The 17,260-nt window shown below is 40.7% G+C and carries 18 protein-coding genes; 5 read left to right on the top strand and 13 right to left on the bottom strand.

The window, feature by feature from the left end; all coding sequences use genetic code 11:
- Window positions 1-6: 6 nt before the first annotated feature.
- The 7 genes from SHALO_RS03750 to gatC form a co-directional block, all read right to left on the bottom strand.
- Entirely contained in the window at window positions 7-1,254 is a 1,248-nt protein-coding gene (locus SHALO_RS03750; RefSeq protein ID WP_069477415.1) for a serine hydroxymethyltransferase, read from the bottom strand.
- Entirely contained in the window at window positions 1,251-2,777 is a 1,527-nt protein-coding gene (gene lysS, locus SHALO_RS03755; RefSeq protein ID WP_069477416.1) for a lysine--tRNA ligase, read from the bottom strand. Before lysS ends, SHALO_RS03750 begins: the two co-directional genes overlap by 4 nt.
- 158 nt (window positions 2,778-2,935) lie before the next feature.
- Window positions 2,936-3,400 (bottom strand): Fur family transcriptional regulator, encoded by a 465-nt coding sequence (locus SHALO_RS03760; protein WP_069477417.1) that lies wholly within the window; start codon window positions 3,398-3,400, stop codon window positions 2,936-2,938.
- Between the two features lie 12 nt (window positions 3,401-3,412).
- On the bottom strand, window positions 3,413-3,952 hold the full coding sequence (locus tag SHALO_RS03765; RefSeq protein WP_069477418.1) for a CvpA family protein: 540 nt from the start codon (window positions 3,950-3,952) through the stop codon (window positions 3,413-3,415).
- Window positions 3,952-4,899 carry a GGDEF domain-containing protein gene (locus SHALO_RS03770; RefSeq protein WP_069479311.1) on the bottom strand — a complete coding sequence of 316 codons (948 nt, stop codon included), beginning with the start codon at window positions 4,897-4,899 and terminating at the stop codon, window positions 3,952-3,954. Before SHALO_RS03770 ends, SHALO_RS03765 begins: the two co-directional genes overlap by 1 nt.
- 89 nt (window positions 4,900-4,988) lie before the next feature.
- On the bottom strand, window positions 4,989-6,056 hold the full coding sequence (locus SHALO_RS03775; protein WP_069477419.1) for a type IV pilus twitching motility protein PilT: 1,068 nt from the start codon (window positions 6,054-6,056) through the stop codon (window positions 4,989-4,991).
- Between the two features lie 22 nt (window positions 6,057-6,078).
- Window positions 6,079-6,369 (bottom strand): Asp-tRNA(Asn)/Glu-tRNA(Gln) amidotransferase subunit GatC, encoded by a 291-nt coding sequence (gatC, locus tag SHALO_RS03780; RefSeq protein WP_069477420.1) that lies wholly within the window; start codon window positions 6,367-6,369, stop codon window positions 6,079-6,081.
- 144 nt (window positions 6,370-6,513) lie between these two features.
- Between gatC and SHALO_RS03785 the strand changes: the two genes are divergently transcribed.
- The 5 genes from SHALO_RS03785 to hisG all read left to right on the top strand — a co-directional run bounded on the left by SHALO_RS03785 (window position 6,514) and on the right by hisG (window position 9,804).
- Complete coding sequence (locus tag SHALO_RS03785; RefSeq protein WP_069477421.1) at window positions 6,514-7,095, top strand: hypothetical protein; 582 nt, start codon at window positions 6,514-6,516, stop codon at window positions 7,093-7,095.
- Window positions 7,095-8,105, top strand: a complete 1,011-nt coding sequence (locus SHALO_RS03790) for an outer membrane protein assembly factor BamB family protein (RefSeq protein WP_069477422.1) — start codon at window positions 7,095-7,097, stop codon at window positions 8,103-8,105. The genes SHALO_RS03785 and SHALO_RS03790 overlap by 1 nt, the downstream gene beginning before the upstream one ends.
- A gap of 3 nt (window positions 8,106-8,108) precedes the next feature.
- Window positions 8,109-8,462, top strand: a complete 354-nt coding sequence (locus SHALO_RS03795; protein WP_238585282.1) for a hypothetical protein — start codon at window positions 8,109-8,111, stop codon at window positions 8,460-8,462.
- Window positions 8,449-9,075: a type III pantothenate kinase gene (locus tag SHALO_RS03800; RefSeq protein ID WP_069477424.1), complete on the top strand. Its 627-nt coding sequence runs from the start codon at window positions 8,449-8,451 to the stop codon at window positions 9,073-9,075. The genes SHALO_RS03795 and SHALO_RS03800 overlap by 14 nt, the downstream gene beginning before the upstream one ends.
- Before the next feature lie 108 nt (window positions 9,076-9,183).
- On the top strand, window positions 9,184-9,804 hold the full coding sequence (gene hisG, locus SHALO_RS03805; protein ID WP_025343941.1) for an ATP phosphoribosyltransferase: 621 nt from the start codon (window positions 9,184-9,186) through the stop codon (window positions 9,802-9,804).
- On the opposite strand, the gene SHALO_RS03810 is transcribed toward hisG, so the two are convergent.
- From SHALO_RS03810 to SHALO_RS03835, 6 genes are all read right to left on the bottom strand, one after another.
- Window positions 9,805-10,185 carry a response regulator gene (locus SHALO_RS03810; RefSeq protein WP_025343942.1) on the bottom strand — a complete coding sequence of 127 codons (381 nt, stop codon included), beginning with the start codon at window positions 10,183-10,185 and terminating at the stop codon, window positions 9,805-9,807.
- Window positions 10,186-10,197: 12 nt separating this feature from the next.
- On the bottom strand, window positions 10,198-13,401 hold the full coding sequence (locus tag SHALO_RS03815) for a response regulator (protein ID WP_069477425.1): 3,204 nt from the start codon (window positions 13,399-13,401) through the stop codon (window positions 10,198-10,200).
- A 15-nt stretch (window positions 13,402-13,416) separates the two neighbouring features.
- Window positions 13,417-13,815: an SEL1-like repeat protein gene (locus tag SHALO_RS03820; RefSeq protein WP_069477426.1), complete on the bottom strand. Its 399-nt coding sequence runs from the start codon at window positions 13,813-13,815 to the stop codon at window positions 13,417-13,419.
- Window positions 13,812-14,990, bottom strand: coding sequence for a hypothetical protein (locus SHALO_RS03825; RefSeq protein WP_069477427.1), 1,179 nt, complete (start codon window positions 14,988-14,990; stop codon window positions 13,812-13,814). The genes SHALO_RS03820 and SHALO_RS03825 overlap by 4 nt, the downstream gene beginning before the upstream one ends.
- Window positions 14,991-15,051: 61 nt before the next feature.
- A complete protein-coding gene (gene uvrC, locus SHALO_RS03830; RefSeq protein ID WP_069477428.1) occupies window positions 15,052-16,851 on the bottom strand; it encodes an excinuclease ABC subunit UvrC in 1,800 nt (599 codons plus the stop codon).
- Complete coding sequence (locus SHALO_RS03835; protein WP_238585283.1) at window positions 16,845-17,183, bottom strand: hypothetical protein; 339 nt, start codon at window positions 17,181-17,183, stop codon at window positions 16,845-16,847. Before SHALO_RS03835 ends, uvrC begins: the two co-directional genes overlap by 7 nt.
- Between the last annotated feature and the right edge of the window lie 77 nt (window positions 17,184-17,260).

A 17,260-nucleotide genomic window follows, 5' to 3' on the forward strand; every position in this document is an offset into this window, starting at 1 on the left:
TTTCCCTTAGTAGGTTGGTCTGTCATAGATAATAAAGTTGCTTGCAAGCACTTTCATCTCATCTTTGATCTTTACATGTAACGCTTCATCGTTGATATTATCCAGTACATCGGCAATTTTATTAGCGATGATTTCAAACTCTTTTTCTTTCATACCGCGTGCCGTAAGAGCAGGGGAGCCAATACGAACACCACTGGTGACAAACGGACTTCGAGTCTCGCCTGGAACGGTGTTTTTGTTGACGGTAATACCTGCATGACCAAGGGCTAGATCAGCCTCTTTACCGCTAAACTCTTTATTCAAAAACGAAACGAGTACCAAATGGTTGTCGGTACCGCCACTCACGATGTCATAACCTCTTTTAATTAGAACGTCTGCCAAAACTTTGGCATTGGCACGGACTTGTTTTGCGTAGGTTGTCCATTCAGGTTTTAAATTTTCAGCAAAACCAACCGCTTTAGCAGCAATGACATGCACCAAGGGGCCACCTTGAATACCAGGGAAGATCGCACTATTCACTTTTTTAGCGATCTCTTCATCGTTGGTAAGAATGATACCGCCACGAGGACCACGAAGGGTTTTGTGCGTTGTTGAGGTTACAATATGACAGTGTGGGAATGGACTTGGATGTTCACCCGCAGCCACAAGGCCTGCAATGTGCGCGATGTCGGCAAAAAGATACGCACCGACTTCATCGGCGATCTCTCTAAATTTAGCAAAATCAATTTCACGTGGGTACGCGCTGGCACCACAAATGATCATTTTAGGTTTTACAATGTGCGCGATCTCTCTTACTTTATCATAATTGATGCGACCATCCAGTTCAACGCCGTAAAAGAAACTCGAATAGGTTTTACCTGAACTGCTCACTTTGGCACCGTGTGTTAAGTGACCGCCATGGCTTAAATCCATACCTAAAATTTTATCAAATGGATTCAAAAGCGCTTGGTAGACACCTTGGTTGGCTTGGCTACCAGAGTTTGGTTGCACATTGGCATACGTACAACCAAAAAGTTTGCACACGCGATCAATCGCAAGTTGTTCAACTTGGTCAGCAAATTCACAACCGCCGTAGTAGCGTTTTGCAGGATAACCCTCAGCATATTTGTTCGTAAAAACACTGCCCATTGCTTCCATAACAGCAGGGTACGTGAAGTTTTCGCTGGCAATCATCTCAAGGTGATCGCATTGGCGGTGCAACTCTTTTACGGTTAAATCATAAACAACAGGGTCAACAGTTTTTAAAATACTCATTTTAATTCCTCATCTTTTTGTGTTAGATCATCACTCTCACCCAGTGGTTTCATGGCAGGGAACAAAATGACATCTTTAATCGACATCTCATTGGTGAGTAACATCGTTAAACGATCAATTCCAAGCCCTTGTCCCGCGGTTGGCGGTAATCCATAGCCTAGAGCGTAGACATAATCTTCATCCATCTCATGGGCTTCATCGTCACCGGCATTTTTAGCCTGCAACTGTTTTGCAAATCGTTCGTATTGATCCAAAGGATCGTTAAGTTCATTAAATCCATTGGCGATCTCTCGCCCTGCAATGAAGAGCTCAAAGCGCTCTGCAATGTTGGGATCAATTTCACTGCGACGTGCGAGTGGGCTAATTTCAATCGGATAATCAATGATGAATGTTGGATCAATCAGTTTTTCTTCCACAAAAAGATCAAAAAGTTCTTCGTAGAGTTTACCAAGGCTTAGGTTTTGCTCAACTGCAAAGCCTTTATTGGTAATATAGGTCACAATTTGAGCGCAATCATCAAGAATTTGATCGGGAATATCACCAATTTCTGCAAGGGCTGCTCTAAAGCCGATTTTACGGAATGGTTTTGAAAAATCGATTTCAAAATCACCGTAAGGAAGTTTGCGAGGGAGTTTGAGTTTTTTAAGGAGCACATCAAACATCTCTTCGGTCAGACGCATCAAATCATGGTAGTTATGGTATGCCCAATAAAACTCGATCATTGTAAACTCAGGATTATGGGTTTGATCCATCCCTTCGTTTCTAAAGTTACGATTGATCTCAAAAACCGCTTCAAAACCACCGACAACCAAACGTTTAAGGTAAAGTTCTGGGGCAATGCGAAGGTAACGATCAACACCAAGCGCATTATGATGGGTGATAAAAGGCTTTGCATTGGCTCCACCTGCAATGGGGTGCATCATCGGAGTCTCAACCTCTAAAAAGTCTCGTTCCTCAAAGAAATGGCGAATTTCACTGACAATTTTACTTCTGATCTTAAACGTTCTGCGTACATCACTGTTCATAATCATGTCGAGGTAGCGTTTGCGGTATCTAAGCTCTTTATCTTGCAGACCATGGAACTTCTCAGGAAGCGGAATAATAGACTTGGTAGCGACTTCAAGTGTGTTTACATGTAAAGAGAGCTCACCCGTTTTAGTGACAAATGGAAAACCCGTGACACTGATGATGTCGCCCACTTCAACGAGTTTTTTAGCTTCATCAAACCAAGCATCACCGATCGACTCACGGCTAAAATAGATTTGAAGCAGACCTTGTTCATCTTCGATTTTTGCAAATGCGGCTTTTCCCATATGGCGTAAAAATTTAATACGTCCTACAACGGTATTGTTCTTGTTCTCATCACGCTTGAGTTCACTCTCAGCCACATATTCATAGCACTCTAAAAACTCTTTGGTGCTGGTATCTTTGATAATATTGTGTCTGTAAGGGTTGTGGCCAAGTGCATGGAGCGCTTTTCCCTTCTCGATACGTTGTTGTTGGTATTGGTCCTGAAATAACAAATTGCTTCCTCTTTTCTAATAGTAGAGTTTTTACAAAACTCTTGACACGTTTTTAGAGCAAGCTCTAAAAACTACGTTAACACTGGGTAATCTTTGGCAGAAAGCCCACACACCCTTGGTGCTTCCCTTCTTGCAAATTGAATTTTGCAAAAAGTCTATCAGCTTTTTTCTTTAGCACATTTTTCGCAAAGACCACGCAGTTGCATCAAATGGCTGGTAATGTGAAAGTGATTCGCTTTCGCGATCTCTAGCTGAAGTTGTTCGATTTTATCGTTTTGAAATTCGATGATAAGCCCGCATGTTTTACAAATCATATGATCATGATGTGGCTTGTTGGCAAGTTCAAATTTTTTACCTGCTACGCCAAATGAGATGGAGGTGACCATAAGGGACTCTTCCAAAAGGTTCAGTGTGCGATACACCGTAGCGATGCCAATGTTAAGTTCTGGGTACGTGCTTTTAAGAAAAATATAGAGATCCTCAGGGGTAAAATGCTCATTTCGCTCGTACAAGGTTTTTAAAACAACTTCGCGTTGTTTTGTAAATTTTAAACTATTGTTTTTCAAGAGCTCTTTAAAGTTGGCGAGTAAGGAGCTGTATTCAAGATTTTCAAATGTACTCATTGGTAACCTTTCTTAAGGATTTGTTGAATTATTCACTTTAGGCTGAAGGCTCTCAAACATCGTATTGGTATCTAACTTTACAATATAATTACCCATCTGCAAAAAGAGGGGGAACATGATACTGTGAGCAACATAAGGCTCCATTTTGGATTTGACAAATTCAATGTTACTCAGGGTAATGGCCAGTACGGAGAAAACCAAAAAGATTTTCATACTTCCCACGGCAAAACCTGCTAATTTATCGATCATGCTTAGACCACTAAGGCTCAGCGCTTGTGCGATAAGGTAGCCTAAAAAGATACAGGTAATCCAAACAACAATTAAAACCGCAATAAACCCAAAAAGATACAAAGAAGCTTGGTTTCCAAAAACAAAAAGATGATCATTTATCATTTGACCAGCAACCGGTGCATAACGTGAGGCAAAATAGATACCTCCAATAATGCCTAAAAGACCAAAAACTTCTTTGACAAAACCATTAATAATACCTTTAATACCTAAAATAAGCACTAAAGCCAATGAGATAATGTCAAACATGGAAAAATTCGCCATTAATGTGCGCTCCTAAAACAATTTTTACCACTTCGTTTGGCTTCATACAGTGCTTTGTCTGCTTTATCCAACAGATCATCCGCGCTCATGGCGTGTTTATGGGAGCAGATACCCGCACTGAGTGTCAAATGAATGTCGTGGTTTTTATAGAGTAACTTACTATCACTCGTCTCTTTAATAATACGATCAACAATTTTGGTCGCCTCCTCAAACGAGGTGCGGTTGAGAATCACCACAAACTCTTCGCCACCATAACGGTAGATGCGTGTACCACGACGAAGCGAATTTTGAATCAGCTTGGATAAAAAGATCAGCGTTTTATCCCCTGCAATATGCCCAAAAGAGTCGTTGATCTGTTTAAAATCATCGGCATCAAACATAATAAGGTGCATATCCATATCTTTCTCTTTTCCAAAACTAAGCACCTCTTCTAAGTCTTTCACTAAGACTCTGCGGTTATGGGCTTTGGTCAGAGGATCGATGTTGGATTCACGCTCCAGTCGTTCGACTTCCAATTTAAGCTTTGCAATGGTCTCATCGGCCGATTGAAGCTCTTGGAAAATTTTATCTTGAAAATGGTCAAACGCTTGAAGGATTTGGCGTGTATCCACACTTTCGTAGTCTCGTTTGATGTTATCAATATTGATAGCGGTCTCATCGGAGATGACTCTGAGATTGTCGTTGGATTTGACAAACTCTTCAAGTCCTTTTTTCATTAATCCAAAGCAATTTTCACTTAAGAGTTCTTCATGCCCAGCATTGGAAAAAAGATAACTGTGTTTTTTTGAAAGGTCTAAAATTTCGGCATCGCCGTTTGCTTGCATTGTCTCGACAAAGGTATCGTGATAATATTTGGGATAGGGAGGAATGTTTAAATCTTTGAGCTTTGCAAATGTTTCATCGGCTAGCTGAAAAACCATCTCTGCGATATGATTACCATTGTTCATGTCCATAGGTGCCTTTTTACCCATTATTTTAGATTTTTTAATGCTTTAGTATAACCTGAATAAGCTGTAATATTAGTAAAACCTTCGCTTTAGATGCCCATATTGTTTAGTAGCTCTTGCGGTTGTGTAGAGTAGCGAATGGCATCTTCTTTGGTAATTAGGTTGGCTTTGAGATGTTTCATCATCGCTTGGGTTTGAGTGACCATGCCAGTTTTTTGTTGATTGAGTTGCATTTGTGAGTAAATTTGGTGAATCTTATTTTCACGAATAAGGTTTGCAATCGCCGCATTGTTAATCATGATCTCATGAATGGCAACCCTTCCTCCACCGACTTTTGGCAAGAGGCTTTGCGAAACAACAGCATACAGTGACGTTGCTAACATATTGCGCACTTGTACCTGTTCAGGACCATCAAAGCTGTCAACAATTCTATTGATCGTTTGAACGGCTGAGTTGGTGTGCAAGGTTCCTAAAACCAAGTGACCCGTCTCCGCAGCTGTAATGGCGGTACTAATCGTCTCTTGATCTCGCATCTCACCGACAAGGATAATGTCAGGATCTTGACGGAGTGAAAATTTGAGCGCCCTTGCAAAACTTTTGGTATCTTCCCCCACATTTCGGTGCGAAAAAAGGCACTTTTTATTGCTATGAATAAACTCTACAGGATCTTCAATGGTGATGATATGGCGGTGTTCAAAAAGGTTGATCTCATTTAAAAGTGCCGCTAATGTGGTTGATTTACCACTTCCCGTAGGCCCTGTGACTAAGATAAGCCCTTTTTCGCGTTTAATCAGCTCTTTAAAAACAATGGGAGCGTTGAGATCATCAAGGGAAGGAATCTCAATAGGAATGATCCTAAATGAGGCGGCTAAATCACCATTGATCGTATAATAGTAGTTCGCACGAAAACGGCCAATGTCAGGAAACATAATCGCAAAATCGAGCTCTTTCTCTTCTTCAAGCTTTTTCTTTTGTTTATCGGTAATGAGGGTATAACAGAGCTCTTCAATGACCGTACCACTCAGGTGTTCCATATCTAGAGGAACAAGTTTGCCATCAATTCTAATCTGAGGTTCACTGCGACCTACAAGGTGTAGATCGGACGCTTTATAGGCGACCACATTTTTTAATAATGCTTTAATATTGAGTGAACTCATGTTGTATTCTCCTTAAATGGGCTTATTCGATGATTTTTGGAACGACAAAAAAGCCACTTTCACTCTGTGGGGAATGATTTAAAATAGTTTTAATAATGGCTGGATTGACGCTAGGAACATCTTCACGAAAAGGAGTACCACCCGCTAGGGTTGTAAAGGTCGCCTCTTCTGTTTCAAGGTTAAGTTCATTCAGGTTTTCAACAAAAGCGACAATTTCACTCAGTTGGTTAATCACACCTTCACGTTTCTCATCGCTTATTTTCAAAGAAGAGAGTTTTTCAAGTTTTTGTAAGAGTGCGTCATCAATGTGCATTGGCTAAAATCCTTCGGTTAGTTTAAAAGCTGATTATAGCAAATTCTCTTTTGGCTAAGACTGAAATGGCATTAGTGGCTTTTTATATTTCTTGTGATAAACTTTGGCATATTTTTAAAAAAATCGCTTCTATAAGGATAGTGTTTGGGACTTCAAGAGAATATTAAAGCGGTCAAAGAAGAGATGAGCACGGAAGAACAGTTCTTAGAGGGAATGATCAAAGGTGAGCGTTTCTTTAAGCGTAATAAAAAATACATCATCGCTACACTTGTACTCTTAGTGTTGGGCGCTGGTGGGTATGCTATCAATGATGTCATGAGCAAACAGCGTTTGAAAGCTTCTAACGTTGCGTATCAGGCACTTTTGACGGATGCTAGCAATGTCGCTGCATTGGAAACCCTCAAAGCAAAAAATCCAAAATTGTACACGATGTATCTCTTTGAAACAGCACTGGCAAAAGGTGATGCAGAAGTACTCAAAAGCGTGTCACTTTCAAAAGAAGATCCTATTTTAGCGGATTTAGCAGCGTATCAGCTTTCACAGCTTGATGCAAATGCCACGGCTAAAGGCGAATTGCTTTCGGGAATGGTGCTACTTCAAGAGGGTTATGAATTGCTCAAAGAGAAGAGAGTAGAAGAGGCGAGGTTGAAATTTGCTCAAATCGATGCAAGTTCTCCACTTAAACAGATTGCAAAAAATCTAGAACACTATCAAGGTTTAAAATAATGAGATACGCAAAAATTGTTTTTTCACTTTTGGCTTTACTATTGGTTGTCAGCGGTTGTGGCACAAAACGTCAATATTTTGAACCAGAGGCACTTGCTGGTAAAGTAAGTTATGATGGCTCTTTGCCAGGTTCAATTGTGGATGCAGTACGAGATGGTGCAACACTCTCTAATGGTCAAGTCATTACCAAAAAAGGGCTTTCAAATGTTCTTTTACCTGAAGGTTTTGTCTACCTGGGTGAAGATCAAGGGCGCTATGTTGCTGCATCGAAATGCGGCGCTTTGCAAATTGTTGATGCGTCTAAAAAAGTGCTTTTCACCAAAGAGTGTAGCGTTTCTGTCGCTTCTGCTTCGCTAAAAGCCAATATCCTAGCACTTGTTTTAGGTTCCAACGAACTTATTTTGATTGACATTAACGATGGCAAAGAGATGATGCATCTTAAACAAGACAACGTTTATGTGCTTGATTCTCGTATCGCGGCACCTTATTTCTTGGGCGACTTAATCGTTTTCCCAACCTTGGATGGCAAGCTTGTGATCGTGGATGCGCAAAGCAAAAAACCGATTCGTGATGTTGTGGTCAGCAATGAAAAGTTCTTTGGCAACATCATCTACCTTCAAGTTTTAGGCGATCGTTTGGTGGCTGCAACGAAGAGCAAAGTGGTTTCCATCAGTCCTAAATCCATCAGTTTCCTTGAAAAAGAGGTCAAAGATGTGATCGTACTTGAAAATCGCATTTTTGTCTTCACCAAAGACGGGCGTGTCATTTTAGCCGATGCAGATCTTAGAGTCATTAAAGAGCGTAAATTCCCATTTGCAACGTTTGCTGGAACTATTTATGGTGACTTTATCTATATGATCGAAAAAGGTGGTTATGTGATTGCGACCGATTTAGATCTTGTCTCAACCAACGTGTATAAACTTCCCGATGAAATTGAGAGCCACATCTTTACAACAGGTGATGCGCTTTACTATAAAGATCATTTCTTCAAACTCAATCGTAAAAAATAGGAATTGGGTTGTGTTACCATCATGAAAGAGATGTTAGAGCGCATTTGTTGCAAGCAGGTCGTTTTTACATCTCTGGAAGTGGTGGATCCAAAAGTTGTGCTTCATACTCGCAAAAAACTCGCTATTTTTAGTGGCGTAGACCCAAAATCGTTTTACCATCTTATTTTTCGTATTGAACAAAAGAGCCGATTTTTACGCAAACATGTTGATGAAATGGCTGAACTTTGTAAGGCTTTAGAGTTACATGTAAAGCATACCTATAAGTATAAACACCTGCTTCTTAATGCGCCTTTGTGCTCTAAAGCGGCCCTTGTGCTTCAAGAAAATGGTTGGAAGGTTTATAATGATTTTATGTGATATTGGAAATTCCAATGCTGATTTTTACCAAGATGGTAAAGTGTGGAGCATGTCTCACAAACAATTTAAAGAGTTTTCAACCCAAGAGCGTGTCTATTATATTTGTGTGAACGACGCCCTTAAGAGTTGGTTGCAAGGAAGAAATCATTTTATTGATTTGGAGCCTTATTTTGAATTTGACACGATTTACCAAGGGATGGGGATTGATCGTATTGCGGCATGTTGTACGATTGAAGATGGGATGATTGTCGATGCGGGCAGTGCTATAACGGTCGACATTATGTCAGGAGGGATGCACTTGGGCGGTTTTATTCTTCCAGGTCTTGGGGCGTATGAGAAGTGTTATGCTTCAATTTCGCCACGTCTTAACTTACCCGTCAATCCAAGCATCGCGCTGGATGCCTTACCTCAAAAAACAAACGATGCGATTTCGTATGGCGTGGTTAAGTCGATTATCATGCTTTTGGAAGTTACATGTAAAGATAAACGCATCTTCTTTTTAGGAGGAGACGGCAAATTTTTCTCTAAATTTTTTAGCAATGCGGTTTTTGATCGAACGCTGATTTTTAGAGGAATGCTTAAAACCATTAAAGAGGCACATTTAGAACAGTAGAAATTTTTCTGCCTCGTCAGTGGCAAGCTTTAGTGCCACAGCGGCTGAGCGTAGGTTTTTAGGCTTTGCCTAAAAACCGTGATAAAAATAGAACAGTAAAGGACTCAAATGTTAACAGTGGCATTGCCAAAAGGTAGAATTGCAGAAGAGACGTTGGAAATTTTTGAAAAAATTTTTGGAACCGCGTTTCGTTTTGATGATCGTAAATTAATCTTAGAAGCCGATGGTTTTCGTTTTTTATTGGTGCGAAATCAAGATGTTCCTGCGTATGTTTTGCATCAATCGGCAGACATTGGTGTGGTGGGCTTGGATGTTTTGGAAGAGAAAGATGAAGATCTTCTGCGATTGCTTGATCTTGGCATTGGCAAATGCAAAGTCTGTGTGGGCATTCAAGAGGGCAAAGAGATCGATTACAGCGCTCCTGAGCTTAAAGTCGCTACCAAAATGACCAATATTGCTCAAAAATATTTTTCAAAAAAAGCGATGCCTGTGAATATTATTAAACTCTATGGTTCGATCGAATTAGCACCACTTGTGGGACTTTCGGATGTGATTGTGGATATTGTTGAAACGGGAAGCACCATGAAGCAAAATGGGCTTAAAGTGGTTGAGACCATTTTGGATTCATCGGCGTATTTGATTGCAAATAAAAACAGCTTTATTGAGAAAAAAGAGGAAATTACGTCGTTGTATCACCATATCAATGAGGTGATTCACCAAGGTTGCTGATCAATAAAGATCAGCAACCTTAGCGATTTTACTGCTTAAGTCATGCTCACGAATAGGCTTGACTAAAAAATCAAATGCCCCATGTTCAAAGGCTTCATGTTTGCGTGTCTCATCGGTTGTTAAAACAATGACAGGAAGCTTTTTGAACTCATTCATGGATTGGATATTGGTAAGAAACTCAATGCCATCCATAACAGGCATCTTAATATCAAGAAGCACCAAATCAATATCACCTTGCGTTTTTAACAGGTTAATGGCATCAAGCCCATTGGTTGCTTCGATGATAATGCCTACATTAACATTTTTACGTAACATAGAGCTGATCAATTTTAGATTAATGAAATCATCATCAACCGCTAGGATTTTTAACTGTTTTTCCATATATTTTGCCTTTTAAATAAACGTGTGAATCAGGATTTCAAGCTCTTTTTTACTAATTTGGTTTGGTAAAATAGCATCAAAGGCAGCAGAACTATCGTGGTTTTTCTCTTTAGGATCAATAAACATAATGGTATGAATCTTTCCTGCGTTGTGTTGCTCAGTGATGGCATGAATCCATGCTAAAAACGTCTCAGTATCGTCTAAAAGCATCTCTTTATCAAATAAGACAATCTTACACTGTTTGGACTCAATTTTTTGTTTGAACTCATTATACGAGCTCGCCGCTTCAACATGCTCACACATTTTACTCAAAACACTGGTAAAAATTTTGGTTTCAATTGGACTCTTTTTCAAGACTAAAACATCAAGCAGTTCCAAGGGTGATGAAGCGACCTTATCAGTGCTTAAAGGCTCTGATTCACTAGGCGTGATAGCGACTTCATCGTGTACGGGTTGTAGTGCTACAGGCTCGATTTTTTCCTCTTCTAATACAGGTGCTTTCGCTTCTGTAACGTTCTCTTGAGCAGAGTAATCGATCTTGTCTTGAATGAAGACGTTGAGAATACTGATGATGCTCTCTTTCTTAATCGGTTTGGTGATGTACTCATCCAAGCCTTCTTTCATAAAGCGTTCACGATCGCCCTTAAGCGCATTGGCGGTAATGGCAACAATAGGCGTATGGGTGAGGTGATTTTTCTCTTCGTACTCTAAAATTTTATGCGTCGCTTCGATACCATCCATAACTGGCATCGCAATATCCATAAAGATCATATCAAACGTCTCATTGCGTCTACGCTCTAAGGCTTGAAGTCCATTGGGGACAATGGTAATGTTCAGCCCTAAATCTTCGAGGGTTCTACGAATCAGTTTTTGGTTGATCTCATTGTCTTCCGCGACCAAGACATTGGCTTTAAACTTTTTACCAAAGGTTGCTTTTTGAACCGGTTGTGGTTGAATGTGATCTTCTTTAGCCGGTAAAAATTCACGTTTTGCCTCTAAGGCTTTAACGAGTTTTGAGACATTGATAGGCTCGTAAATTGGGGTGATGTATTTGGTATTGTATTCGTTGTATTTGGATTGCTGTGACGATTTGAAGATTAAAATAATAGGCAATTTAATCTTTTTATACTCTTCAAGCTCCTCTTTCGTGAGGTTGTTGTAATCCGCCACAATAATGTTACTGCCTGCTTTAAAGATCAGATTTTTAAGCGCTGGAAAATCGGTATAGTATTTGGCATGGGCACCAAAATAGGTAAAGTAGTCGTACATAAATTCGGTATGCGCTTTGGCACTGTTCAGTGGTGCATACAGCGCACAGTTAAAGTCACTAAAGTGGTCTTTGTAATCGGTTCCGCTAGCGGTGGATTCAAGAAGATCCAGTACAAAGAAGAAGCGGCTTCCTTTGCCTTCTTCACTCTCCACTTCCAAGCGACTTCCCATAAGCGCAATGTACTTTGAAGAGATCGTAAGACCAAGTCCTGTGCCTCCAAATTTACGCGTAATGGTCGAATCGGCTTGGTTAAAGGCGTCAAAAATACCTTCGATTTTATCGTGGTGAATACCAATACCCGAGTCTTGAACGCTAAAGAGAACGCGTGCTTTATCCAAAGGCGCGTTGCTTAAGCGTTTAATTTCAACCGTAATTTGACCGTTATTGGGGGTAAATTTAACCGCGTTACTCATAAGGTTAATCAAAACCTCTTTGACTTTAACCGCGTCACCTTTGAGGTAATTGTGCAGACTTGGATCAATGTACAAAGAGAGCTGAATATTTTTCTCAGCCGCTTTGGGTCCATACACTTCAACGGCATTTTCAAACTCATCAATAGGCGAGAAGAGAATCTCATCAATCTCGATTTTATTACTCTCTACTTTAGAAAGATCCAAGATATTATTGATAATCGCTAAAAGGTTTTCAGAACTTTTTTCAATAACATCCACAAATTCACGCTTCTCTTCATCCAAATCAGAATTTCTAAGCAGTTCCGTAAATCCGATAATACCATTCAGTGGTGTTCTGATTTCATGACTCATATTCGCCAAGAAGATACTTTTGGCAGCACTGGCCTCTTCGGCGTTTTGTTTCTCTTTGGCAATATTTTCAATCGCCTTATCGATAATGGCGTAGGCGACGTTCATACCCTCCGCCGTATTGAAATCAACCTTTTCTTTGGTATCGGCAAGCTCTTCAACGCGTGTAAAGATGTTTTCAAGCCCTTGCACGTTCTTTCTAAATTGCCCTGAGAGTCCAAAACCTAAGAACATTAAGACAATGGAGATAATCCATGTAAGACCTGCTCCAATGAGTTGTCCGATGTTTTGATTGTCGTAGTTGTGCTCTTGTGCATTTAAAGAGGCACTAATGATTTGTGCTGATTTATCAAGGATGTCAATTTTTTTTGTCAGAAGCCCAAACCACAGTGTCGGGTCAATCAGATACTCACCCGTTTGTGCCGCGGCAATCAGCTCAGCTTTAACTTGTGTGATCTCCTCTTCAAGTTTGACATTATCAGGCTGTTTGTAGAGCGTTTCGATCTGAGAACGTGTTGAGGCATCGTTAATCGTTGTATGATCAAAACTACTGGACGTTCCAAATATCGTGATCCAAATTTCGAGCTCTTTTGGGCTAAAGGGGACATATTGGCTCAAGATTTTAGAAACAAATCCACGCTCTTGTCCAAGAGATTCGATGTTTTTATAAACCGTAACCAAAGAGTAGGTAAGGTTTGAAATATTGGAATTGGTGTCAATCGTGCCGATCGTTTCAAGCTCTTTAAGAAGAAAAATGTTGATTTGACTGTAGTAATCAAAGAACATTTTATTAAAATCAATGGCAAAACTATCGACAGCTTGGCGCATTTCAACAATTTTGGTAATGTAGGTAATCACGTTTTTAATGTTGGGTGTTACCTCGTGCGTTTGGTAAAAATCATGAAACGCTTTGATGGATTTATTGACCCCAGCGCGTTGCTCTTGAAGTGCCTCTTTGGCAATACTTCCTTGACTGGAAAGGTACGATGCACTGAGCCCTCTTTCTTTGGCGAGTTCAATGGAGAGTGAACTTAGAACCTTGGTACTCTCTATCTTGTTTTTGAGTGTCAGTGTTGTATCGAATTGACTGTACGATAAAAAGAGAAAATAACTTGAAAAGATAAAAAGAATAATCAAGGGGTATTGGCTGATAAGTCGTAACGTATGTTGCGTCGTTAATTTCATGGTCGGCGTCCTTTATTAACTGTTAATAAGTATGTTGTAAGCAGAGGCGATCTCTTTACATGTAACGCTCTCTTTGGCTCCTTGGTTGAGGAGTAAAACCGCATCATCATGCTTGATTTTATTTTTGAGATAGGCTTCGGCAAGGTAGCATTTTGCCTTGATATTGCCTTTCATCACCGCTTGTTCTAAGTAGGGAATCGCAAGCGAAGCATTGGCTTCCATCCCTTCACCGTACAGATACATTTTACCGAGGTAGAAGTAGCCTTGAATGGCATTCTCTTTTTTAATGGAGAGCTCAAAAAGCTCTTTGGCTTGGGCGTAGTGACCTGCTTTGTACGCCAAGGTTGCATCGCGAAAATGATCGGCAAACAGGGGTGAAAGCAGCAGCAAAAAAACGAGGAAAAATTTGATCATAGAACATTCTCCTTAAAGTGTGAAACGGCTTTTTGGAGGGATTGGAGTGTGTGTAAAATCTCCTCTTTCGTGTCAAAATCCAAACTGGTTTCTAGGTGTTCAAACTGGTGGAACAAAGAGAGAATTTGAAGATGAAGCGCAACACTTTTAAGGTGTGAAATCTCCTCTTTGGCCTGATGGCGGTTATTGGCATTGATGGCGTCTTTTAGCCGTGGTAAACTGGTATCTAAAGAGATCACATACTCTTCAATGATTTGCGCTAACGTGCTGATATCAAGCCCTAACTCTTCGGCACACTCTGAGAGGTCAAAGGTTTCTTCTTCCACCAAAGGTGTGACATCTGATGGTGCGCGCAACTCCTCTACATGTAACGTTGGATCGTCCAAAAGATCTTCCACTTGATCTTCAGGATAAAACTCCACGGGAGCTGTAAAATCAAGATCGTGAAGTGTAATTTGATCAATCGAATGGTACGCTTCTGGCGTCTCTTCCACGATCTTTGGCGCTTTGTCTTCTTTGGGTTCATCAAGAATCGTATGGTCAAATTTGAGTTTAAAATCAAAGGTGTCTTCCAAAAGTGGGGCAGAAGTATTGAGTTTAAAGTCTTGAGCCGCTTCTGTCTCAGACAGTGAAATCATCGGTGTCGGAAGTGAGGCCGTGTAATCCTCTTCAAAAGCCGTTTCCATCGAAGGTTGTGTTGTCTCAAAGCTGATAGGCGCTGTTTGGGCTAATGGTGCTTCTTCGCTGAAGGACTCTTCATACGAGGTGATCGAAGGGGTGGGCTCTTCAAGCGTTGTGTCAAAATTTTGGGGTGTGTTCATCGAAATAGGAAGGTCACGTTTAAATGAAGGCGCATTGCTAAGCTCTACGCTGTAAAAAAGCGATGTGTTATTGAGCTCTTTTTGAAGGTAGATTTCATTAATCAAGAGGGAAGATTCAATCTCTTTACCATTTTTGGTACGGATGAGAACGCGTTTATTGGGTGTGCCACTGTGCTGAGCATAATCGATCCAGCAGAAGTTTTTAAACTTGAAGATGAAGCCTGGTTTATTGATAAAGAGATCAGCAATGTCGCTATGATAATTACGAAACTCTTCCATGTCTTCGTACCCCAAAAGGTACAACTCTTGGCTCCCCATTCCCAAAAATAGGCCACTTTTATCGTAAAGTATCAAATCACGATCCTTTAATGAACGTTAAAAAGTCAATTTTAACTCACTTATACTTAAAACTAACCTACTTTTTTAAGCCCTGAAATAGATTGACTCCAAGCTTCTTACCAACGGTGACCTCTAGCTCTTCTTGGCTTGCCGCGTAGATCGCTTCAAAGGTTCCAAAGTAAAGGAGCAATTTTTTAATCGTTGCAGCACCCACGCCTTCGATTTGCAGAAGCTCTAAACTCATATCAGCTCCTCGTTTTTTCTTCTGATGATACGTGATCGCAAAGCGGTGAGCCTCATCCCTAAGCCTTTGAATAAACTGCAAACGTTTATCACTTGGGGGGAGTTCAAAGGCTTGGTTTTGGTTGTACAAAAGATCGTGCGCAGCTCCTTTGGAGCGGTTGGCTTTCGCGTCACGTTTCTCTTTGGCAATGGCAAGCAGATCGACCTGAACCCCTTTTTGAGAGAGCAGACTTTTGGCGAGTTTGAGGATGGTTTCACCGCCGTCCAGCACCCAAAGATCGGGAGCTGATTCTTTGGAAAAATCATTAATACGACGCTCTAACATTTCTCGCATTTGCGCGTATTCATCCGTGTGGTGAAGCTCGTAACGGCGGTAGCTGGACTTATCAAATCCTTCATCCCAAACGACCATTCCACCCACGGGCGATTTACCGCCAAGATGCGAGTTGTCGAAAATTTCAATGCGTTTGGGAAGGGAGGTAAAATCAAACAAAGCTTGCATCTGTTCGCTCAAAGAGTTGTTGTTTTTCGTGCTGTGTTGGATTAAAATCGTTTTGGCATTCTCTTGTGCAATGGAGGTTAAATGCAGTTTTTCGCCACGTTGGGGAACGCTGATCGTGATTTTTTGTCCAAATTTCTCAGTTAAAAATTGACTGATAGAATTTTGTTCGTTAAAGGATTCGGCGATGAGAATCTGCTTGGCAAAGGTTTGATTCATCGGGTTGTAAAACTCAAAAAGAGCTCGCTGGTACAGCTCCTCTTTTTCAAAGCCGTACGCATTGTGCATGAGCGTGTGCGATGTTGAGACGATCTTTCCGCCACGAATAAACAGACGCATAATCACGGCCGTTTTTTCCATGATTTCAATGGCAAACACATCGTAATCTTCAAGTTTTGAAAGCTCCACATGCGTTACATGTAAAGCGTCTTTAATGGAATTAATGATGTCACGAAGCTTCGCGGCTTCTTCAAAATTGAGCTTCATCGACGCCTCTTCCATCTTTACATGTAAAAGGTTCACGAGCTTTTTTTGATCGTTTAAGGATTCAAGCGCTTCATGGACAATTTTGCCATACGTTTCGGCATCTATTTTTTGTTCACAGGGTGCTAAACAGCGGTTGATTTGGTAGAAAAGACAGGCTTTTTTGCCTTTCAAACAGCCTCGTTTTTGCACGAGCGGAAACGCCAAATAGAGCGCTTCTAAAAGCGCTTTCGCCGAACCTGAAAGTGGGCCAAAATATTTAATATGTCTGTCATTGACAATCTTGCGTGTGATCTCAAAACGAGGGAAAGGCTCGGAAAGATTGATCGCAATGTATGGATAGGTTTTATCATCGCGCAGAAGAATGTTGTACTTGGGTTTGAGCTGTTTAATCAGCGAATTTTCCAAGATGAGCGCATCGTGTTCGCTTTGAACGACGATATACTCGATATTGTCAACTTCGCTGATCATCTTTGCAATGCGAGGTGAAAGATTGGGCGCGGCACACAGTTCGCCTGAAAAGCGAAAATAGCTCTTGACGCGGTTTTTAATGCTTTTGGCTTTGCCGACATACAAAAGCATGCCTTGCGCATTAAAATACTGATAGATTCCCGCATTGTGCGGCGCGTTTTTAAGTTTTTGAGCTAGCATGTTCTATTTTTTGCAATGGTCTCTTTAATCGCTTCAAAAAGCGCGCGCAGTTTTTCATCGTCGCAGAGTGTTTCAAACGCTCCTGTGGCTTGTTCTGCATAGAAAATATCGGAATTGGCGCTGACAACCAACGCCTCTTCTTCGCTTTTTTGATTGGTCACAAAGGCTTGAACTTCGTTTACATGTAAACAAGCACACTCAGGAAAATGAACACGAACCTCTTTTAATAGACTCTTTATTAAATTACGTTTATAATTGAATTCCATTTTGGCGCAAGGATGATTGAGTACAAAAAAGAGCGTATCGTTTTTGGTGTACACAAAGCGTATCATGCTTGTGAAGCTTTTGGGTAATAAACTGAGCAATCTGTCGTAACAACGCATTTGTTCATATTTCTTCATAGAAGGTT

It is taken from the genome of Sulfurospirillum halorespirans DSM 13726 (assembly GCF_001723605.1).
GTDB lineage: Bacteria > Campylobacterota > Campylobacteria > Campylobacterales > Sulfurospirillaceae > Sulfurospirillum > Sulfurospirillum halorespirans.

What these genes read in the sequence shown, in the direction of transcription:
- SHALO_RS03820 (WP_069477426.1), bottom strand. Translation starts at nt 13,815, where the DNA reads ATGATCAAATTTTTCCTCGTTTTTTTGCTGCTGCTTTCACCCCTGTTT.
- SHALO_RS03760 (WP_069477417.1), bottom strand. Translation starts at nt 3,400, where the DNA reads ATGAGTACATTTGAAAATCTTGAATACAGCTCCTTACTCGCCAACTTT.
- SHALO_RS03770 (WP_069479311.1), bottom strand. Translation starts at nt 4,899, where the DNA reads ATGAACAATGGTAATCATATCGCAGAGATGGTTTTTCAGCTAGCCGAT.
- gatC (WP_069477420.1), bottom strand. Translation starts at nt 6,369, where the DNA reads ATGCACATTGATGACGCACTCTTACAAAAACTTGAAAAACTCTCTTCT.
- SHALO_RS03775 (WP_069477419.1), bottom strand. Translation starts at nt 6,056, where the DNA reads ATGAGTTCACTCAATATTAAAGCATTATTAAAAAATGTGGTCGCCTAT.
- SHALO_RS03815 (WP_069477425.1), bottom strand. Translation starts at nt 13,401, where the DNA reads ATGAAATTAACGACGCAACATACGTTACGACTTATCAGCCAATACCCC.
- SHALO_RS03790 (WP_069477422.1), top strand. Translation starts at nt 7,095, where the DNA reads ATGAGATACGCAAAAATTGTTTTTTCACTTTTGGCTTTACTATTGGTT.
- SHALO_RS03800 (WP_069477424.1), top strand. Translation starts at nt 8,449, where the DNA reads ATGATTTTATGTGATATTGGAAATTCCAATGCTGATTTTTACCAAGAT.
- SHALO_RS03750 (WP_069477415.1), bottom strand. Translation starts at nt 1,254, where the DNA reads ATGAGTATTTTAAAAACTGTTGACCCTGTTGTTTATGATTTAACCGTA.
- hisG (WP_025343941.1), top strand. Translation starts at nt 9,184, where the DNA reads ATGTTAACAGTGGCATTGCCAAAAGGTAGAATTGCAGAAGAGACGTTG.
- SHALO_RS03810 (WP_025343942.1), bottom strand. Translation starts at nt 10,185, where the DNA reads ATGGAAAAACAGTTAAAAATCCTAGCGGTTGATGATGATTTCATTAAT.
- SHALO_RS03835 (WP_238585283.1), bottom strand. Translation starts at nt 17,183, where the DNA reads ATGATACGCTTTGTGTACACCAAAAACGATACGCTCTTTTTTGTACTC.
- uvrC (WP_069477428.1), bottom strand. Translation starts at nt 16,851, where the DNA reads ATGCTAGCTCAAAAACTTAAAAACGCGCCGCACAATGCGGGAATCTAT.
- SHALO_RS03765 (WP_069477418.1), bottom strand. Translation starts at nt 3,952, where the DNA reads ATGGCGAATTTTTCCATGTTTGACATTATCTCATTGGCTTTAGTGCTT.